The organism is uncultured Acetobacteroides sp. (assembly GCF_963667355.2).
Classification (GTDB): Bacteria; Bacteroidota; Bacteroidia; order Bacteroidales; family ZOR0009; genus Acetobacteroides.
In genome coordinates this window covers 2,208,170-2,227,150 of record NZ_OY763328.2, presented here as the reverse complement: position 1 = coordinate 2,227,150, position 18,981 = coordinate 2,208,170, and the positions used below count along the sequence as shown (strand labels likewise).

The following is an 18,981-nucleotide window of genomic DNA, read 5'->3' as shown; positions in this document are numbered from 1 at the left end:
TGGCTACGTAGGTTAAAACTCTGCTGTATTTGGGGTACGTGGGAATGGGATAACGTCGCGAATGTTGCCCATTCCGGTAACAAATAGCAGCAGGCGCTCGAACCCAAGACCGAATCCGGAGTGGGGCGCAGTGCCAAACCTACGGGTATCTAGGTACCACCACATATCTTTTTCTGGAATCTCCAGCTCGGCAATACGGGCCTGCAGCTTCTCAAGGCTCTCCTCACGCTGCGATCCGCCAATGATCTCGCCAATCTTTGGGAACAGCACGTCCATGGCGCGTACCGTTTTGCCATCGGGGTTTTGCTTCATGTAGAAGGCCTTTATCTCCTTGGGGTAATCGGTAAGGATTACTGGTTTCAGGAAGTGCTTTTCTACCAGGTAGCGCTCGTGCTCCGACTGTAGGTCGAGCCCCCAGCTAACGGGAAATTCGAACTTATGGCCGCTAGCCATAAGAATGTCGATGGCCTCGGTATATGGTAAACGAACGAAGTCGTTGCTAACAACAAACTTCAGGCGCTCGATGAGCTCCTCGTCGTACATCTTATTCAGAAACTCTAGGTCGTCCATGCAGTTGTCCAGCGCATACTGGATGAGGTTCTTTAGGAAATCCTCGGCAAGGTTCATGTTGTCCACGATATCGTAGAAGGCCATTTCTGGTTCAATCATCCAGAACTCAGCAAGGTGGCGTGGGGTGTTCGAGTTCTCGGCACGGAAGGTTGGCCCAAAGGTGTAGATCTCGGATAGCGCCATGGCACCTAGCTCACCCTCGAGCTGCCCCGATACGGTAAGGTTGGTGGACTTGCCAAAGAAGTCCTGGGTATAGTTGATTTTACCATCCTCGGTACGGGGGGGGTTATTCATGTCCAGCGTGGTTACCTGAAACATGGCTCCAGCACCCTCGGCATCCGAACCGGTAATGATTGGGGTATGCAGGTAGAAGAATCCTCGATCGTTAAAGTACTTGTGGATGGCGTAGGCCATGGCATGGCGGATGCGAAGCACTGCGCCAAACGTGTTCGTGCGTGGGCGAAGGTGGGCGATCTCCCTAAGGAACTCCAGCGAGTGCCCCTTCTTCTGCAGCGGGTAGGTGTTGGCATCGGCGGTGCCGTAAACCTCTATCTCCTTGCCCTGGATCTCTACGCTTTGGCCCGAGCCAACCGACTCTACCAGTGTACCAACAACCTTGAGGCAAGCTCCTGTAGTTATCTGCTTAAGCATCTCCTCGTCGAAATTCGATACCTCAACAACTACTTGGATATTATTAATGGTAGAACCGTCGTTCAGTGCGATAAATGCTACGTTCTTGTTGCCACGCTTGGTGCGTACCCAACCTTTTGCAGTGACTTCGCTGCCAACGCTGTTGGAGCGGAGCAGATCCTTAATCTTAAGTCGTCCTCCGGGTTGCATGATGATCTTTAATTATATATTCATTTCGAAACTCGACAAAGTTAGAAAAAAGAGCCTTCTACGATGCGCCGCATGGGGCTCATTTTACCCGTTGCCTTTAAAGTAGGTTAATAACGATCGCTGCTAAATCACGTCTTTTAGGACAAAGCGCACCTTAACCAAGCCGCCATCCCGGAGAACCTCCATGTGAATTGTTGTTCCCTTCTTGCCATTGAGGATTTCCAACAGCTCGCTCATCTTTATGGTGATGGCCAGCTTGTCGTTTACCGACACAATCTGGTCGCCAACGCGTAGGCCCACCTTTTCGGCTGGCGAGCCGGACCGAACCGTTAGTATCCTGTATCCAGGGAAGCCGGGTAGTACGGAGCCGATTTCGATACCGCTCATGTCCAGAAAGAAGGGGCTCCTGTAGCTCGAGTTGGGCCGCAGCCCGATCTTCTTCTCGGGGTAGTTCAGCAGCACAGTAAAGCGCCGAAGGATATCGGAGCCGATGCTCCCATGACGGTTGTTCAGGTTCGATACGCTCCCGATGTAGGCGGTGTCGGGGAAGGCCGCGATGATCTTCTTAAAGCTGAAGCCACCAATTCCAATGGACGGAATTCGGCTCACCTGCCCGTAGATATCGCCGTTAAGCCCGTAGCCCAGGTAGCTGTAGATGCTGGTGGCCGACGGGGCAATGGTGGTGCCGGTGCGGATGTCCACCCAAAGGGGGGTGCTAAGGCCCGAGTCGATGAGGAACTTCATGGGCGCGCTTTTCCCGTTGGCGGTAACGTTGAAGGTTGCGAAGCACTTGTCGTCGGGCAGCTCGAGGTCGTACAACTTGTACTTTTTCAGTCTGGCCCGCCGAAAGTACTTGGGGTTCCAAATCTTCAGCTCCTTTTGGGTATAGTCAATCTCCACGATAAAGTTCTTGAGGAAGCCGCCGCCCATCATGCCGTTAACCACCATCCCCGTGCGGATGGAGAAGTCGAAGATGTCGTCGATGGCCACCAGCAGGTCGATGTTCTCGCCAACAATGCCAGGCATGCTAAAGGTGTTGCGCATGCTGGCGTAGGCCTCTATGGCCTTGCCCTTGCCCAGCCCCTGCAGCTGCACCTTCCGGGCCTGGTTGAGCGTGAGCACGCGGTTGTTCTGCAGCTCGGTGATGAGCACCCCGCCGTACCCCGTATCGAGCACAAACATCAGCGAGTCGGAGCCGTTTACCGAAAACGGCAGTATGATAAGGTTGTTGATGAACCGAAACTTGACCACGGTAAACCGCTTGGTGCTGTCGGTAAACCGGAACTGGTTGTAGTCGGGGTTGGCATTCGGCCCGCCATCTGGCGCTGCCCCGGCAAGCGTAAGGGCAAGTAGGATACCTGTAAGGGCTTGGATGATACGCGTCATAGCAGCTCCTCCTTCTCGTTTACTAGTAGAACAGCGAAAGCTAGCCGATGGTAATGGCTGCTCGGCCCAAAAAGCAGCCATTAGGGCGCGGGCAGCACCGCTCGGAACGTGAAGGTTGCCGAATCTGACGTAAAGTTCGCCGAGTTTGACGTTAAACTCGACGAGTTTGATGTTGGACTCACCGAGTTTGATGCTAGACTCACCGAGTTTGACGTTAAACTTACCGAGTTTGACGTTAGACTCATCGAACTTGACGTTAGACTCGACGAGTTTGATGTTAAACTCATCGAACTTGACGTTAGACTCGACGAGTTTGATGTTGGACTCACCGAGTTTGATGCTAAACTCAGCGAACTTGACGTTGGACTCGACGAACTTGACGTTAGACTCACCGAGTTTGACGTTGGACTCGACGAACTTGACGCGACGAACGTCAATCCTAACGCTTGGATAGCAGCACCGCTACCAACCAAAAAGGCCCACCAGAATGTCTCCGGTGGGCCTCGTATAGCTTAAGCGGCTGGTTTATCGTAGCGCTTCGATACCGCGACGGATGCGCCCAACGGCATCGGCCTTGCCAATGGCTGCCATAATATCGGCTATGCCGGGTCCCTTGCTGCTGCCTACCAGGAGGAGGCGCAGGGTGTTCATCACCTGCCCCATCTTCAGCCCGCTATCGTGGATGTAGCCCTTAACGGTAGCCTCGATGGCAGTAGCCGAAAAGTCGTCGGCGGCCTCAACTAGCTCGGCGATAGCGGTAGTGGCCTTGCCCATCTCCTCGCTCCAGAACTTGGCGGCCACCTTCTCGTCGTAGGCCGTGGGCGCCACAAAAAAGTAGGAGGCCTGCTCCCAAATATCATGAACAAACACCAGTCTATCCTTTACCAATCCGGTCACGGTAGCCACAAATTCGTCCGATGCCTCCACACCATGCTTGGCCAACTCGGCCTTAGCCAGAGGCGTTAACTCCTCAACCGGCAGCTGCAGGAGGTGCTGGTGGTTAAACCACTTGGCCTTATCGGGGTCGAAGCGGGCTCCCGACTTGCTCACTCGGTCGAGCGAGAAGAGCGGAATAAGCTCGTCGATGGTAAACAGCTCCTGGTTGGTGCCAGGATTCCAGCCCAGTAGGGCCAGCAGGTTAACGAACGCCTCGGGAAGGTAGCCCGCCTCGCGGTAGCCCGAGGCCGTTTCGCCCGTTTTAGGATCAACCCAGCGAAGCGGGAATACTGGGAAACCCAGCTTGTCGCCATCGCGCTTGCTGAGCTTGCCCTTGCCGCTTGGCTTCAGGAGCAGCGGAAGGTGCGCAAACTGCGGCATCTTATCCAGCCAGCCAAACGCCTTGTAAAGCAACACGTGCAGCGGCAGCGATGGCAGCCACTCCTCGCCACGAATAACGTGCGAGATATCCATCAGGTAGTCATCGACGATATTTGCCAAGTGATACGTTGGCAGCTGGTCGGCCGACTTATAGAGCACCTTATCATCCAAGGTCGACGAGTTTACGATCACCTCGCCGCGGATAAGGTCGTTCATTACAATCTCCTCGTTTTCGGGCATCTTAAAGCGAACAACGTACTGGTCGCCCGCGCCTATGCGACGCTGAACCTCCTCGGCAGGAAGTGCCAATGAGGTTGCCAGCTTCCCGCGCACCTCGTAGTTGTAGGTAAAGGTCTTGCCCTCGGCCTCGTATTCGGCGCGAAGCTTATCCAGCTCCTCGGCCGTATCGAAGGCAACGTAGGCATTGCCGCTGTCGATGAGCTGATCGGAGTACTTTTTGTACAGATCCTTGCGCTCGCTCTGGCGGTAGGGTGCGTGTGGGCCACCCACAGAAACGCCCTCGTCAATCTGAATGCCACACCACTTCAGCGACTCGATGATGTAGTCTTCAGCACCCGGCACAAAGCGGTGCGAGTCGGTATCCTCAATTCTAAGCAAGAAATCGCCGCCGTGCTGACGGGCAAATAGGTAGTTGAAAAGGGCGGTACGAACGCCTCCCATGTGTAGCGCACCGGTTGGGCTGGGTGCAAAGCGTACCCTTACTCTTCTTTCGCTCATTTTTCTGATGATTTCGTAATAGGCCACAAATATAGGGCGAAAGTTTGAGTTACCAGCAACTCGACCAGCGTAGCGCTCGTGGATGAGGGCGCGCTCTTCTATGAAATAAAAGAGGAGGCCCAACATCGCCTCCTCAACTCCTTTATCCTATTGGATTACCTTATACCGTATCAGGTTCCAGGTTTCGGTATTCCCGCTTTCGGGGTTCTTCACCTTCATCTTCACAATCCAGCGGTTGCGGGCAATCCAGTACTCGTTCTCGTAGGTGGTATTGGCCAAGATGCCTCCAACGCCCTTAACGGAGCACTTCACGTGTACCACATTGGTCAGCACCTCGCTGTCGAGGCTTACCTTTTCGTTTTCCGAGATAATGCTGAAGTAGGGGGAGTCAGTTTGATTAACAAAGGAGAGCGGGAATACCAAGATCATGTCAATGCTCGAAATAGGCCTGCTGCTCTTATCGTAGGCCGATACCCGAAGAGAGTTGCCCCGAGGCAGCAAATTCTCCACCTTGGTGCTCTGGTAGCCGTCGTTGCAAGCGTACCTCACCTCAATCTGCTGGGCAAGGCACCTATTTCCACCCTCATCCGTGCCCGAAACCTCGGTTTCGCTAAACAGCACCACGTACGAGGAGTCCGTCACGTTAGTCCCCTCCTGCTGGTACACCCAGTAGCTCCCCGGCTTAAAAGCCGTCCACTGCCGCGTCTCCTTCTCTATGGTGTAGTTTCGTACAGGATCTTCCTTTGTACACATGGTAAGCGCCATAATCGACACACCAGCCAACCCAATAAGCCTAATAACTCCCCTCATATCCTCGCGCTAAAATTTCCTGCCGCTAATATAGCGTGGTTCTTTACACTTCTGACGTATTATAGTGGATTTTTTAGCAGCTAAAATGTTAAATGGCTCGTGGTAGAAAACAAAAAATCCTGCCACACCATGTAGCAGGATTTTGTATGAGCCCGTAGCTGCGGGCTAAATTACCTTAGAGGCATACTTACGGGCAATAACCGCAAGCATGTCATCGGTCATGTTTTCGATATTCCATTTAGGACTCCAACCCCACTCCTCGCGAGCGCAGCTATCGTCCATCCAGTTGGGCCAGCTGCGCGAGATCGCTTCCTTAACCGAGTCTATGTTGTAGGTCATGGTAAACTCGGGGATGCGCTTCTTAATGGCAGCATAAATCTCCTCTGGCGTAAAGTGCATGGCGGTAATGTTAAAGCTGTTGCGGTGAACCAGCTTATCGGGGTTAGCCTCCATCAGCTGTACCATTGCCGATAACGCATCAGGCATGTACATCATATCCATGCTCACATCCTTGGGGATAGGGCAGATGAACGACTTATCCTTAATGGCACCGTAGTAGATCTCTACCGCATAGTCGGTAGTTCCGCCACCAGGAAGGGTTACGTTCGAGATGATTCCAGGGAAACGTACCGAACGGGTATCCACCCCAAAGCGCGAATGGTAGTAGTCGGATAGCATCTCGCCGGTTACCTTGCAAACGCCATAGATGGTAGATGGGCGCATCACGGTATCCTGAGGAGTTCCGTCGTGTGGGGTATTGTTTCCAAAAGCCCCAATCGAGCTAGGCGTAAACACCGAGCAACCATTCTCACGGCCAATCTCCAACGAGTTTATCAGCGCCCCCATGTTGATCTTCCATGCCAGCTGAGGATTCTTCTCGCCAGTAGCAGAAAGAAGCGCTACCATATTAAATATGGTATCAATCTTATACTTCTTCACCAGCTGAGCAAACTCCTCACCGTTAAGCGCATCTAGCACCTCGAATGGGCCATCGCCGCCAAGTGTCGCTCTGCTTTTGTCGTTAATATCGGTAGCAACAACATTGCTATTGCCGTAGATGCTTCTAAAGTAGGGCACCAGCTCAGATCCAATCTGTCCGCCAGCACCAACTATGAGGATGTTTTTCATTGACGTGTACTTAAATTATCGGGTAGGCAAATGTAGCCATTATTTAAAAATGTCATTACAAATGGTAATAAAAACTCACATCCAAACTGTAATTTAAAACATATACTGCGGATATCGATTACAATAAATCACCATTCGCACCTCGGTGCTTAATTATGTAGCGCCATAAGTAGTAGTTAGCTACTATCCCTCATCCAGAGGTCTTCTATAGTACATCCGAAAGCCCTTCTCCAAAAATAGCGAAGGCCACCTTGATGCAAGGTGGCCTTCGTAGTATTTTGTAGCATACGGCAAGGTAGGGGCTATCGCCTTCTACGCTTTCCGCTATCTTTCTTATCTCCATTTGGCTTGGATGATGAGCGGCGGCTTCCTCCGCTCGACTTCTTTTCGCCGGAGCGTCCTTTGCCCGAAGAGCCACGTCGCGAGGCAGAGCCTCCTCCGTTTCCGCCTCTTGAACTGCCGCCTGCGGGGCGTGGTGCGGCGGGCTCGAAGCTGAGCACCTCGTCGCCCTTGCCGATGAGCTCGTAGTCGAGCTGCTTGCGCGATAGGTTGGCGCGCAGCACGCGGATGCGTACCTCATCGCCTAGGGTAAAGGTGCGGCCGTTGGTTTTGCCCACCAGGCTGTAGGTATCCTCGTCGAAGATGTAGAAGTCGTCGGTGAGGTCGCGGGTCGAGACCATGCCCTCCACCTTGTTCTCCTTTATCTCCACGTAAATGCCCCACTCGGTGATGCCCGATACGATGCCGTCGAACTCCTGCCCGATCTTATCCACCATAAACTCCACCATCTTGTACTTGATGGAGGCGCGCTCGGCATCCGAAGCGAGGATTTCCATTTCGGACGAATGCTCGCACAGCTGCTCGTAGGTCTCCTTGCTCTGCGACTCGGCCTTGTGGTCGTACATGTCGAGCAGGCGGTGCACCATCACGTCGGGGTAGCGGCGGATGGGCGAGGTGAAGTGCGTATAGTGGTCGAACTGCAGGCCGTAGTGGCCGATGTTCTCGGTGGAGTAGCGGGCCTTGGCCATCGAGCGGACGGCTAGGGTTTCGATGAGGTTCTCCTCTGTCTTCCCCTTCACCTCGGCCAGCAGCTTGTTGAGCTCCTTGGAGATGCCCTTGCTGTTGGTGGCCTGCAGGTAGTAGCCAAACTTTACGATGAAGCGGCGGAAGGTGTCGAACTTATCGGGGTTGGGCACGTCGTGGATACGGTACACGAAGGTTTTGGCCACGCTCTTGCCCCTGGGCTTGCCGATGTGCTCGGCCACCTTCTTGTTGGCCAAAAGCATAAACTCCTCGATGAGCTGGTTGCTCTCCTTCTGCGCCTTGAAGTACACGCGTAGGGGTTTTCCATTCTCGTCGAGCTCGAACTTGGCCTCCTCGCGGTCGAAGGCAATGGCGCCGTGCTTGAAGCGGTCGGCGCGCAGCTTCTGCGCCAGGGTGTGCAGCGTTAGCACCTCCTCCTTATAGTCGCCCTGGCCGGTTTCGATTACCTCCTGGGCCTCCTCGTAGGCGAACCTTCGGTCGGAGTGGATCACCGTGCGGCCAATCCAGGTGTTAAGCACGTTGGCATCCTCATCGAGCTCGAATACGGCCGAGTAGGTGAGCTTATCCTCGTGGGGGCGCAGCGAGCAGAGGTTGTTCGACAGCCTTTCGGGCAGCATCGGCACGGTACGGTCTACCAGGTACACCGAGGTGGCGCGATCTACGGCCTCCTGGTCGAGGATCGACCCGGGTCGTACGTAGTGCGACACGTCGGCGATGTGCACGCCCACCTCCGTGTTGCCGTTGGGCAGGCGGCGGTACGAGAGCGCATCGTCGAAGTCCTTGGCGTCGGCAGGGTCGATGGTAAAGGTTACCGCATCGCGCATGTCGCGGCGCTTGGCGATTTCGGCGGGGGTAATATCGTCTGGAATCTGCTCGGCGGCGCGAAGCACCTCTTCGGGAAACTGGTAGGGCAGGCCGTAGTCGGCCAGGATGGCGTGCATCTCGGTTTCGTTGTTGCCGGGGCGGCCCAGCACCTCCACGATCTCGCCGATGGGGTTCTTCCCCCCCTTGGGGATCTCAATCACCTTCACGATCACCTTGTCGCCATCCTGCGCCTCGCCGGCGCTGCGCATGGGCACGAAGATGTCGAAGGGCATCTGCTTGCCGTCGGGCACCACAAAGACGTAGTTGGGCGACAGCTGCACCGTGCCCACGTACTGGCGCTTGCCCTGCTCGAGGATCTCCACGATCTCGCCCTCGGGGCGCTTCTTCCCCTTGTACGGGAAGATGAAGACGCGCACCTTGTCGCCGTGCAGCGCCTGGTTCATGTTGCCGGGGGCGATGAACACGTCCTCGTCGCTCTCGGGCGAGATGATGAACGCCGAGCCCGACTGGGTCATGTCCACCTTGCCCTCGATGAAGCCGCCCTTGGTAACCACCTTGAACACGCCGTGCTCCACCTCGGTTACCATGCCGCGCTGCTTGAGCTCGGCCAGGCACGATACCACCAGCTGCTTCTGCCCATCGTCCTTCAGCCCGATGCTCTTGGCGATGGCCTTGTAGCTGAAATCCTTGGTGGGGTTGCTCGATAGTATTTCGAAGATGTGCTTTTCGATGCTCTGCTTCTTTATGGCCTTGCCGCTAGCTTGGCCCTCCTTCTTGATCTTCTTCATTTGCTTGGATCTGTCGTTGTTTTACGGATGGGGCGGATGATTCCCCCACGACTTTCCTAGATAACCGCTCACAAGTAATGCTGGAGCTGGGGGGTGCACCCGACCGGTCAAAAAAAATATTCTAATCGGATGGATAAGATGGGGCAAAGGTACTAAAAATGATCGAGAACCTGCCAGCTTTCCCCCACCGCCCCCCTACCCCAGCTGCGGCAGGCAATGGCCCTTAGCCGGACGAGGGCGAAGCCGCAGAAAAGCCGTGCAGCGCCTACCGCCAGAACAACAGCGTGGCACAGCGCCATCAAAGTGCAAGCCTCAGCCCCAGCAATGCGGCTTACTACCCCCGAAATGAAACATACCACCCCCGCAATGCAATGTAGAGCCCCCGTAATGCGGTACAATACCACCGTAATGCAATGTAGCTCCCCCGCAATGGGGTTTACCGCCACAGCAATGCGGTTTAATACCTCTGCAATGCAATTTGCTACCACCACAATGCGGTTTAGCGCCACATTATTGCAATAGGCTACCCCATCATTGGGGTTTGCTGCCCCATCATTGCAGCTTGCTACCACCGTAATGTAAGTCGCTACCACATCTACGAGAGTGGCTACCCCATTAATGAAAGCTTGCGCCCCATCATCCAGATAAATAAAGTGAATGATTGCAGCTTTTGATCCCGAAATTTTACTAAATTTAACCGAACCAATACCGATACCCCCATGCTACGCTACAACATCGAGCGCATGATTCTGATGCGCGGCCACACCAACCCCAAAAGCTACCTGAAGCGGATGGGCTACACCCGCTACGTGATTAGCCACCTGCTGTCCAACCCCCGCCACCTCGACATCGCGTACATCGAGCGGTTCTGCCACGAGCTGCGCTGCACCCCCAACGACCTGATGGAGTGGGAGCCCTCGAAGTCGGAGCCAACCGAAAAGGACCACCCGCTCACCAAGCTCCGCCGCAACGACCTCAGCGCGCCCGTCCAAAGCGCCCTGCTGAGCGTGCCCGCCGAGAAGCTCGACGAGGCGGTGGCCTACCTCCAGCAGCTCGGCAAACCGGAGTAGCCGCCCTTCGCCCCACGAAATGGCGCCAACCCTCCACGATTTGCTCTAGCCAAGCGTAGCGTCCTCGCTACGCTTGGTTTAGCACGACCTCCTGCCGTATTCTGTGCGGCCGGAGGCCGCGAGTACGAAAGCGTAGGCAAAGCCTACGCTTAGCAAGGGCTTATATTTTAAAAGCGATATCCCTAGATAGCCCCCTAACCCGCTTACAATATCATCCGTAAATAGCTAACTTTGCTGCTCGAACAAAAAATTACGACAGCGATGGAAGGACAACTGCAAATCTACAATACCCTTACCCGTAGGAAGGAAGATTTTACCCCGCTCAACCCACCCCATGTTGGCCTGTACGTATGCGGCCCCACCGTGTACGGCGACCCACATCTGGGCCACGCGCGTCCCGCCATCACCTTCGACCTGCTGTTCCGCTACCTCCGGCACCAGGGCTACAAGGTGCGCTACGTGCGCAACATCACCGACGTAGGCCACCTGGTGAACGATGCCGATAGCGGCGACGACAAGATCGGCAAGCAGGCCCGCCTGCAGCAGCTCGAGCCCATGGAGGTGGTGCAGTACTACACCAACCGCTACCACCAGGCCATGGACGCGCTCAACGTGCTTCCGCCCAGCATCGAGCCGCACGCCTCTGGGCACATCATCGAGCAGATCGAGATGGTGCGCAAGATTCAGCAGGCCGGATTCGCCTACGAAAGCGAAGGATCGATATACTTTGATGTGGAAGCCTACAACAAGAAATTCCCCTACGGGAAGCTCTCGGGCCGCATCCTCGACGACATGATGGCCAACACCCGCGAACTCGAAGGCCAGAGCGAGAAGCGCAACCCGTTCGACTTCGCCCTCTGGAAGAAGGCGCTCCCCGAGCACATCATGCGCTGGCCCTCGCCCTGGAGCGACGGCTTCCCCGGATGGCACCTCGAGTGCTCGGCCATGAGCACCAAGTACCTCGGCGAAACCTTCGACATCCACGGCGGCGGCATGGACCTGATGTTCCCCCACCACGAGTGCGAGATTGCCCAAAGCACTGCCGCCCTGGGCCACGACTCGGTGCGCTACTGGATGCACAACAACATGGTCACCATCAACGGCCAGAAGATGGGCAAGAGCCTGGGCAACTTCATCACCCTCGAGCAGCTCTTCACCGGCAGCCACGAGCTCCTGCAGCAGGCCTACAGCCCCATGACCATCCGCTTCTTCATCCTCCAGGCGCAGTACCGCGGCACGCTCGACTTCTCGAACGAGGCTCTACAGGCCGCCGAAAAGGGGCTACAGCGGTTGATCACCGCCACCAGCACGCTGGCCAAGCTAAAGCCCGCCGACGCTTCAACCGTTAATGTTGACGAACTCGAGAACGGCGTATTCGCCGCCCTCAACGACGACCTCAACAGCCCCATCGCCATCTCGGTGCTGTTCGACTGGGTGCGCAACATCAACTCCATATACGACGGCAAGGAGAAGATCAGCACCGAAGACCTCGAGCGCCTTCGCGCCATCTTCAGCGCCGTAGTCTTCGACATCCTCGGCCTTCGCGACGACAGCATTGCCGGAGATAATAAGGGCAAGCTTACCGCCGAGCTCATCAACATGCTCCTGAACATGCGCCTAGAGGCCAAGCAGAACAAGGACTTCGCCACCTCTGATAAGATTCGCGACGAACTCAACAAGCTGGGCGTAATCGTAAAGGATAGAAAAGACGGCTTCGACTGGGAAATCGCCTAGTTCAAAACCTGATAGCATATTTCAAAAGCCTACCCGCAGCGGTAGGCTTTTTTTATTCCAGTACATTTAACAAAAAGCCCCTCTTCCCCAATCAAAAAAATGCAACAAAGACCAACTCCCTCCCGTAAAAAACAGTGAACAGAGGGGAGATCAAGAAGAGAAAGCACGTCGGTGGGACGTGTGAGTTTTAGAGGTCTTTTAAACATACGATAGTTGAGGCTTAAGACTTGGGTCTTAACTTTTAGGTGAAGGTTCATTTAAAAGAGGATGCTACAGAGGGTAAAACTTCTGCCGATTTTACTTGAAGCAAGTCTGATTCTCGAAATTAGAACTTGTAGCCTCAGTTGGGAGTCTGTAAATCGTGGTTTCATTCAAGGAACGCACCCTTAATCGAGTTAAAGGCGATATGCCAAGGTTACGATGAAGTAATGACAACACGCTTGCTCTCAATGCCGATTATCAAACGAGGTACAAAGCTAATGGAAGGGATCGTGAAAGCGAGTACGCCGGATTTGCAAGCTGCGATAGGTGTAAATTTCAGCAAATGGTTAAAGGTAAATTATCAGTTAGGTTGCAGATGCAGATTTTGGTTAACCCTTAAAATTTGTATATGGCAAATTTGAGAAGAGAAGACAATGAAACTTAGTGAGGCTACGATCTTAGATGATGGTAGCCTCAATTTTTTGGTACCAACCAGTACGTAGCCCGCTGCATAAACGTAAAAAAGGGAACCCTGTGGATTCCCTTTTGTCGGTTCGGTGAGGATCGAACTCACGACCCCATGATTAAGAGTCACGTGCTCTACCAACTGAGCTACGAACCGTTCTGATTACGGGTGCAAAGGTAGCGCCTTTTTTTAGAATCGCAAATATTAGCCCCCAAATATGGATGTTTTTGCAGAAGAAATGGCCCTACACCCCCGCTTATAGCTGCTATAAGCCGCATTACCACTCCTGCGGCAAGGGGGAAACAAAAAAGGGAACCCTGTGGATTCCCTTTTGTCGGTTCGGTGAGGATCGAACTCACGACCCCATGATTAAGAGTCACGTGCTCTACCAACTGAGCTACGAACCGTTCTGATTGTGCGTGCAAAGGTAGACCATTTTTCATCACAAGCAAGTCACCATAACACTTTTTTAGAATTAAATAGTAGCCCATTCTCCTGCCCTTTTTCGTACATTAGCGGCTCAATAAAGTATAGCATAATGAGCAAGAAGATTTTAGTAACAGGGGGAACCGGGTTCATTGGTTCGCACACCACCGTGGAACTCCAAAATTCGGGCTACGAAGTTGTGATTGTCGATAACCTCTCGAATTCTGAGGCAGGTGTTGTAGACGCCATCACGCAAATTACCGGCAAAAGACCAGCCTTCGAGCAGGTTGACTGTACCGATAAGGCTGCCATGAAGAATGTTTTTGAGAAGCACGGACCAATCGAGGCAATCATCCACTTTGCGGCGAGCAAAGCAGTAGGAGAATCTGTTCAAAAGCCCCTTCTCTACTACCGCAACAACATCGGCTCCCTAATCAACCTTCTTGAGCTCATGAAGGAGTTTAAGTGCAACAACATCGTATTCTCGTCGTCGTGCACCGTATACGGGCAGCCCGATAAGCTACCTGTAACCGAGCAAGCCCCAATCAAGAAAGCAGAATCGCCTTACGGCAACACCAAGCAAATTTGCGAAGAGATACTAGGTGATACCGTTAACGCAGAACCTTGGCTACAGGTTATTGCCCTTCGCTACTTCAACCCAATCGGGGCACACCCTTCAACGCTTATCGGAGAACTTCCAATTGGCGTTCCTGCCAACCTAATACCATTCGTTACGCAAACCGCCATCGGCATTCGCGAGCAACTTTCGGTATTTGGCGACGACTACAATACCCCTGATGGTTCGTGCATCCGCGACTACATTAACGTAGTAGACCTTGCCAAGGCTCACGTGGTAGCCGTAAACCGCATGTTCGAAAAGAAAAACAAGTCTAACTACGAGTTCTTCAATATCGGAACAGGAAAAGGATTATCGGTACTCGAACTTATAGACATCTTCCAAAAGGTATCTGGAACAAAGCTAAACTACAAGATTGTGGGTCGCAGAAGCGGCGATATCGAGCAAGTTTGGGCTGACACTTCCTTTGCCAACAACGAGCTTGGCTGGAGTGCAAAAGAGAGTGTTGAAGACACCCTTCTTTCGGCTTGGAAATGGCAGTTGAAGCTAAAAGAAAAGGAAGAGAAGAAATAAGCATTATCTTTACCCAATATAGCTATAACGACAGCTCGAATAGTATCGAGCTGTCGTTAATTATTAACGGCGATGAACAGAAAGTCCGCTTTCTTCATCATAAATACTGATAACTATGAGGACAATAGTAGTTACCGGAGGTGCAGGCTTTATTGGCTCGCATGTTGTGCGACTTCTGGTTAACAAGTATCCCAACTACCGTATCATCAACTACGACAAGCTGACCTATGCGGGCAATCTAGAGAACCTTAGGGATATCGAGAACACTCCCAACTATAGGTTTGTAAAAGGTGATATCTGCGATGCCCAACTTTTAGAAAAGCTTTTCGACGAAGAGAACGTTAGTGCCGTAATCCACCTTGCTGCCGAATCGCACGTTGATAGGTCGATTACCAATCCAATGGAGTTCATCCAAACCAACATCGTAGGTACAGTTACCCTACTCAACGTAGCAAAAAGTAAGTGGGCAGGTAACTTCGAGGATAAGCAATTCTACCACGTATCAACCGATGAGGTATACGGATCGCTTGGTGAAACTGGATACTTCTACGAAAATACATCGTACGATCCTCGTATAGCCCCTACTCGGCATCTAAGGCAAGTTCCGACCACTTGGTTATGGCATACCATCATACATTCGGACTTCCAGTAGTAATATCGAACTGCTCGAACAACTACGGTCCAAACCAGTTCCCCGAAAAGCTCATTCCGCTTGTCATCAACAACATCAAAAACGGCAAACCAATCCCCGTTTACGGTAAGGGTGAGAATATTCGCGACTGGCTATACGTTGTTGACCATGCAAGAGCCATCGATATGGTATTCCACAATGGCAAGAATGGCGAAACCTACAACATAGGCGGACACAACGAGTGGAAAAACATCGACCTGATTAAGGTTCTTTGTCGAGTTATGGACAAAAAGACGGGGAAACCCGAAGGTAGTGCCGAAAAACTAATTACCTATGTAAAGGACAGAGCAGGACACGACCTACGTTACGCAATTGATGCCACCAAAATTAAGGTTGAATTAGGCTGGTTGCCATCTCTTCAATTTGAAGAGGGTATTGAGAAAACCGTTGAATGGTATCTAGCCAATAATGCTTGGCTCGAGAATATCGTATCTGGTGAATACGAAAAGTATTATTCGTCCCAGTACGAGAAAAGATAATCAAATTCTAATATCAGTAAATAAAAAAGAGGGCGATGCCCTCTTTTTTATTTACTTACTGTATGTAATAACAAGTCTTATCGGATTTTTCGGTGCCTTATTCGGATCGGCACCAAGTATTACCTGATTAGGTACATTCCAAAAATCATAGGGTAATTCAACATAGTTTGTACCATACGAACTAGAACTGCTACTGTACAATCCAGAAGGGACACCAGCATATAAGTAAAACTCTTTAGGTTTTACACCACGCATTGCATCCTTAAAATGAGTTGTAATATTTAATGAGTACAACCTACGACTACGATTATAAAAAGCATTAGTAGAAACTCCCTTAAAGGTTACCATATCGTCAATAAAATACATATACTTCTTACCGCTAACAGTCTTAGAGTAATAAGCCGTCATTGACATTGGCATATTCTTATAATTGAGCAGATTCCCAGGAAAGTACGGTTCAACAATAAGTTCTGCTCTATAGATTTTAGCATCTTTATGCAATTCTAACCAACTCTTTACAGAAGCATCATTAAACTTAACCAAAGTTCGAAGTCCTCCAAAACCTTGAAGATAAACCAATTTAGAGGGTGTTGGATTCTTCGATAAATCAGGGTTGATTTCTCCAGGTTTCACAGCATACAGGCTATTTCCATTGTAAACATGCTGGATAATACTAAATCTACGAACACTACTATACGATGTACTTCCTACGAAGAAAGGCATACGTACAATTGAGTCTTTGTTCACTACTCCAGCAACTTTAAAGTAAAGATGCATTCTAGTAGTGGTATCGGAAAAATCTATTGCATTTAAACCGCCACCAGAAGAAAGTGCAGCATTCTCAATATAAAGAGACTTAAATGTACTCATAAATATCTCGTAACTCGATATTTTAGCAGTATCTATATTGCTATTAAAGAGTTTATTTACGAAATCTTTACTCAATTTTATGTGTACCACTCCATCACCTTTTCTACTATAAGAGATAGACGATTTATCAAAATTCTTATTTACACTTATTTCTTCAGTCTCAATACTATCCTTAATTCTATAGTTCGAGTAGTAATATAAGGTATCACTATGAATCTTATTCTTCATCTGAAAGACCTTAAGATGCTGTATTGCTAACGAGTCACCAACTCCACCTTTAAGTTTTAGATTTAGCACGAGAGAATCTATCCGATCGGAAACATTTTTTGCGTACTTCTTATAATCAGAGAGAGAAGAAGGATAAAACTGTGTAGCAACACTAGAATTAATTTGCCCAAAAACAGGATCGTTATATGAACCTATATAACTCTTCCCAGAGGTTGTACTTGTTGCAACACTATCAGTAGATACAGTATAGGCATCTATCGCAAAAGTAGAATCAATCAAAACCCCATTCCTCTGACTTGGATCTATAAAATCATCACCTAGAGTATTATCAACGTCAGTACAAGCATTAAAGGTAACAGCCAACGATGCTAATGCACCCAAAAAGAAAAATCCTCTATGCTTTATCGAAAATTTGATCATAAAAATCAGTATATGCTTCAACATAATTCTCCATTCCCTGATACCCGAGCACTGGTTTGTCGCAAGTTTTAAGGAATTCAGCAACTTCGCTATTTATTGATTCGCTTCCTATAATCATTCCATCGGAATACTTATAGGCGAACTTAATAAGATTAACGTAAGTTGGGTCGGTTAATTGTTCAACATCCTTACTTTTTATGCCCTCGAGAATTACTTTTTTCTTAAAACTAGAATCTAGAGGCGTTGGAAACTCATCGTTGTAGACGGTAAATACCACCTTTGTATTGGCAAACAAAGGATCTTCCTTAAAAAGTTTCTTCACGTAAAGTGGTACTAAGCTGGTAAACCAACCCTGACAATGAATAATATCAGGCGACCATCGCAGCTTACGAACGGTTTCGAGCACCCCACGAGCATAAAAAATGGCGCGTTCATCATTGTCTTCGAAGAACTGTTCATTCTCATCCTTAAGGATCTGCTTTCGGTGAAAGTAATCTTCGTTATCAATAAAGTAAACCTGCATGCGAGCTGCAGGAATAGAGGCTACCTTAATGATAAGAGGATGGTCGGTGTCATTAATTATGAGGTTCATTCCCGACAAGCGAATAACTTCATGGAGCTGGTTGCGACGTTCGTTTATTAAGCCAAACCGTGGCATAAATGTCCGAATTTCTTTTCCTTGCTCTTGTACCCCTTGGGGTAGATAACGACATAGTATGGAAATATCGTTCTCTGGTAAATAAGGCGTAATTTCCGTACTCACAAAAAGTACCCTACTGCTTTTCATTTTTTTCAGGTCTAACTATGGAGAAAGTAGATACAAAGATAGCTATTTTTCTTGAGCTTATAAAGATAAATGCAAAAGTAGCTTAACCTGCTTTAGCTGAAAAAGAAGCGTCTGCTATTGGAATGTATTGTTTGGATAATGGTATATTTGCCGAAATTTTTTTCCAATGAAGGTTGTTAGAACAGCTGCAGAACTCAACGAGGAAGTCGCAAAACAGAGAAAGGATGGACAAACAGTTGGGTTTGTGCCAACCATGGGAGCGTTACATGTTGGGCACATCTCGCTAGTGAACAAATGCTTAAACGATGGATGCTATACCATTTGTAGTATCTTTGTTAACCCTACACAATTTAACGATAAGAACGACCTAAAGAACTACCCACGCATGCCCGAGAAGGATTTAGCCCTACTCGAAGAATGTGGAGTTCACCTTGTTTTCATGCCATCGGTAGAGGAGATATACCCCGAACCAGATACAAGAGTCTTTGATTTTGGCTCTATCGATAAAGTAATGGAAGGGGCAAAACGTCCTGGGCACTTTAACGGTGTCGCACAAATAGTAAGTAAGCTTTTCGCTATCGTAAATCCTGATAAAGCGTACTTCGGAGAAAAAGATTTCCAGCAAATTGCCATCATCAATGCAATGGTAAAGCAGCTAGGATTCAAGGTAGAGATTGTTCGCTGCCCAATAGTTCGCGATACCGACGGATTGGCTTTGAGCTCGCGCAACATGCTACTCAACGAAAAGCAACGTAAAAGCGCACCTAATATATATAGAGCGTTAAGCGATGCCAAACAACTTGGCACTTCGTTTTCCATCAAAGAGATCAAAGAAAAGGTTATTGCTCAAATAAATGCCGATAACGAATTGAAAGTTGAGTACTTCGACGTAGTCGATGCAGATTCTCTGCAAAGCCTTTCATCGTGGGAAGAGTCCAATAACATTTTTGGTTGTATTGCCGTACAAGTAGGCGCAGTACGCCTAATCGATAACATCAGACTAAAGTAAAAAG

General features: G+C 50.3%; 13 protein-coding genes, 2 tRNA genes and 1 pseudogene. 6 read left to right on the top strand and 10 right to left on the bottom strand.

The genetic code is table 11. From position 1 onward, the window contains the following. Positions 1 to 12: 12 nt before the first annotated feature. Both asnS and ACHZA1_RS09170 read right to left on the bottom strand, forming a co-directional pair. On the bottom strand, positions 13 to 1,410 hold the full coding sequence (asnS, locus tag ACHZA1_RS09175) for an asparagine--tRNA ligase (protein WP_320051580.1): 1,398 nt from the start codon (positions 1,408 to 1,410) through the stop codon (positions 13 to 15). Between the two features lie 123 nt (positions 1,411 to 1,533). Continuing rightward, positions 1,534 to 2,796 carry a PDZ domain-containing protein gene (locus tag ACHZA1_RS09170; protein ID WP_320051579.1) on the bottom strand — a complete coding sequence of 421 codons (1,263 nt, stop codon included), beginning with the start codon at positions 2,794 to 2,796 and terminating at the stop codon, positions 1,534 to 1,536. Between the two features lie 108 nt (positions 2,797 to 2,904). Between ACHZA1_RS09170 and ACHZA1_RS09165 the strand changes: the two genes are divergently transcribed. Then, entirely contained in the window at positions 2,905 to 3,312 is a 408-nt protein-coding gene (locus tag ACHZA1_RS09165) for a hypothetical protein (RefSeq protein WP_320051578.1), read from the top strand. 9 nt (positions 3,313 to 3,321) lie between these two features. Here ACHZA1_RS09165 and gltX read toward each other — a convergent pair whose 3' ends face one another. From gltX to rnr, 4 genes are all read right to left on the bottom strand, one after another. Then, a complete protein-coding gene (gltX, locus tag ACHZA1_RS09160) occupies positions 3,322 to 4,851 on the bottom strand; it encodes a glutamate--tRNA ligase (RefSeq protein ID WP_320051577.1) in 1,530 nt (509 codons plus the stop codon). A gap of 147 nt (positions 4,852 to 4,998) precedes the next feature. After that, entirely contained in the window at positions 4,999 to 5,661 is a 663-nt protein-coding gene (locus ACHZA1_RS09155; RefSeq protein WP_320051576.1) for a hypothetical protein, read from the bottom strand. A 165-nt stretch (positions 5,662 to 5,826) separates the two neighbouring features. Beyond that, complete coding sequence (locus ACHZA1_RS09150; RefSeq protein ID WP_320051575.1) at positions 5,827 to 6,789, bottom strand: NAD-dependent epimerase/dehydratase family protein; 963 nt, start codon at positions 6,787 to 6,789, stop codon at positions 5,827 to 5,829. A gap of 302 nt (positions 6,790 to 7,091) precedes the next feature. Further along, a complete protein-coding gene (rnr, locus tag ACHZA1_RS09145; protein WP_320051574.1) occupies positions 7,092 to 9,446 on the bottom strand; it encodes a ribonuclease R in 2,355 nt (784 codons plus the stop codon). Positions 9,447 to 10,165: 719 nt separating this feature from the next. On the opposite strand from rnr, the gene ACHZA1_RS09140 reads away from it, so the two are divergent. Next, the gene (locus ACHZA1_RS09140; RefSeq protein ID WP_320051573.1) at positions 10,166 to 10,516 is read left to right on the top strand and encodes a helix-turn-helix transcriptional regulator; all 351 of its coding nucleotides are present in this window, start codon (positions 10,166 to 10,168) and stop codon (positions 10,514 to 10,516) included. A 261-nt stretch (positions 10,517 to 10,777) separates the two neighbouring features. Next, positions 10,778 to 12,250, top strand: coding sequence for a cysteine--tRNA ligase (cysS, locus tag ACHZA1_RS09135; RefSeq protein ID WP_320051572.1), 1,473 nt, complete (start codon positions 10,778 to 10,780; stop codon positions 12,248 to 12,250). Between the two features lie 750 nt (positions 12,251 to 13,000). On the opposite strand, the gene ACHZA1_RS09130 is transcribed toward cysS, so the two are convergent. Both ACHZA1_RS09130 and ACHZA1_RS09125 read right to left on the bottom strand, forming a co-directional pair. After that, positions 13,001 to 13,073, bottom strand: a tRNA-Lys gene (locus ACHZA1_RS09130). 178 nt (positions 13,074 to 13,251) lie between these two features. Further along, positions 13,252 to 13,324, bottom strand: a tRNA-Lys gene (locus ACHZA1_RS09125). Positions 13,325 to 13,455: 131 nt separating this feature from the next. Here ACHZA1_RS09125 and galE point away from each other — a divergent pair. Then, complete coding sequence (galE, locus tag ACHZA1_RS09120; protein WP_320051571.1) at positions 13,456 to 14,493, top strand: UDP-glucose 4-epimerase GalE; 1,038 nt, start codon at positions 13,456 to 13,458, stop codon at positions 14,491 to 14,493. Between the two features lie 115 nt (positions 14,494 to 14,608). Further along, positions 14,609 to 15,663 (top strand): annotated as a pseudogene (gene rfbB / locus ACHZA1_RS09115) (dTDP-glucose 4,6-dehydratase). 51 nt (positions 15,664 to 15,714) lie between these two features. Here the strand turns inward: rfbB and ACHZA1_RS09110 are convergent. Next, a complete protein-coding gene (locus tag ACHZA1_RS09110) occupies positions 15,715 to 17,181 on the bottom strand; it encodes a DUF4270 family protein (protein ID WP_320051570.1) in 1,467 nt (488 codons plus the stop codon). After that, entirely contained in the window at positions 17,156 to 17,968 is an 813-nt protein-coding gene (locus ACHZA1_RS09105) for a glycogen/starch synthase (RefSeq protein ID WP_320051569.1), read from the bottom strand. The genes ACHZA1_RS09110 and ACHZA1_RS09105 overlap by 26 nt, the downstream gene beginning before the upstream one ends. 166 nt (positions 17,969 to 18,134) lie before the next feature. On the opposite strand from ACHZA1_RS09105, the gene panC reads away from it, so the two are divergent. Next, positions 18,135 to 18,977, top strand: a complete 843-nt coding sequence (gene panC / locus ACHZA1_RS09100) for a pantoate--beta-alanine ligase (RefSeq protein ID WP_320051568.1) — start codon at positions 18,135 to 18,137, stop codon at positions 18,975 to 18,977. The last annotated feature ends 4 nt before the right edge of the window (positions 18,978 to 18,981 follow it).

Coding starts and splice junctions, on each gene's coding strand:
- ACHZA1_RS09150 (WP_320051575.1), bottom strand. CDS start 6,789: ATGAAAAACATCCTCATAGTTGGTGCTGGCGGACAGATTGGATCTGAG.
- cysS (WP_320051572.1), top strand. CDS start 10,778: ATGGAAGGACAACTGCAAATCTACAATACCCTTACCCGTAGGAAGGAA.
- ACHZA1_RS09140 (WP_320051573.1), top strand. CDS start 10,166: ATGCTACGCTACAACATCGAGCGCATGATTCTGATGCGCGGCCACACC.
- gltX (WP_320051577.1), bottom strand. CDS start 4,851: ATGAGCGAAAGAAGAGTAAGGGTACGCTTTGCACCCAGCCCAACCGGT.
- asnS (WP_320051580.1), bottom strand. CDS start 1,410: ATGCAACCCGGAGGACGACTTAAGATTAAGGATCTGCTCCGCTCCAAC.
- ACHZA1_RS09105 (WP_320051569.1), bottom strand. CDS start 17,968: ATGAAAAGCAGTAGGGTACTTTTTGTGAGTACGGAAATTACGCCTTAT.
- ACHZA1_RS09170 (WP_320051579.1), bottom strand. CDS start 2,796: ATGACGCGTATCATCCAAGCCCTTACAGGTATCCTACTTGCCCTTACG.
- rnr (WP_320051574.1), bottom strand. CDS start 9,446: ATGAAGAAGATCAAGAAGGAGGGCCAAGCTAGCGGCAAGGCCATAAAG.
- ACHZA1_RS09110 (WP_320051570.1), bottom strand. CDS start 17,181: ATGATCAAATTTTCGATAAAGCATAGAGGATTTTTCTTTTTGGGTGCA.
- ACHZA1_RS09155 (WP_320051576.1), bottom strand. CDS start 5,661: ATGAGGGGAGTTATTAGGCTTATTGGGTTGGCTGGTGTGTCGATTATG.
- galE (WP_320051571.1), top strand. CDS start 13,456: ATGAGCAAGAAGATTTTAGTAACAGGGGGAACCGGGTTCATTGGTTCG.
- panC (WP_320051568.1), top strand. CDS start 18,135: ATGAAGGTTGTTAGAACAGCTGCAGAACTCAACGAGGAAGTCGCAAAA.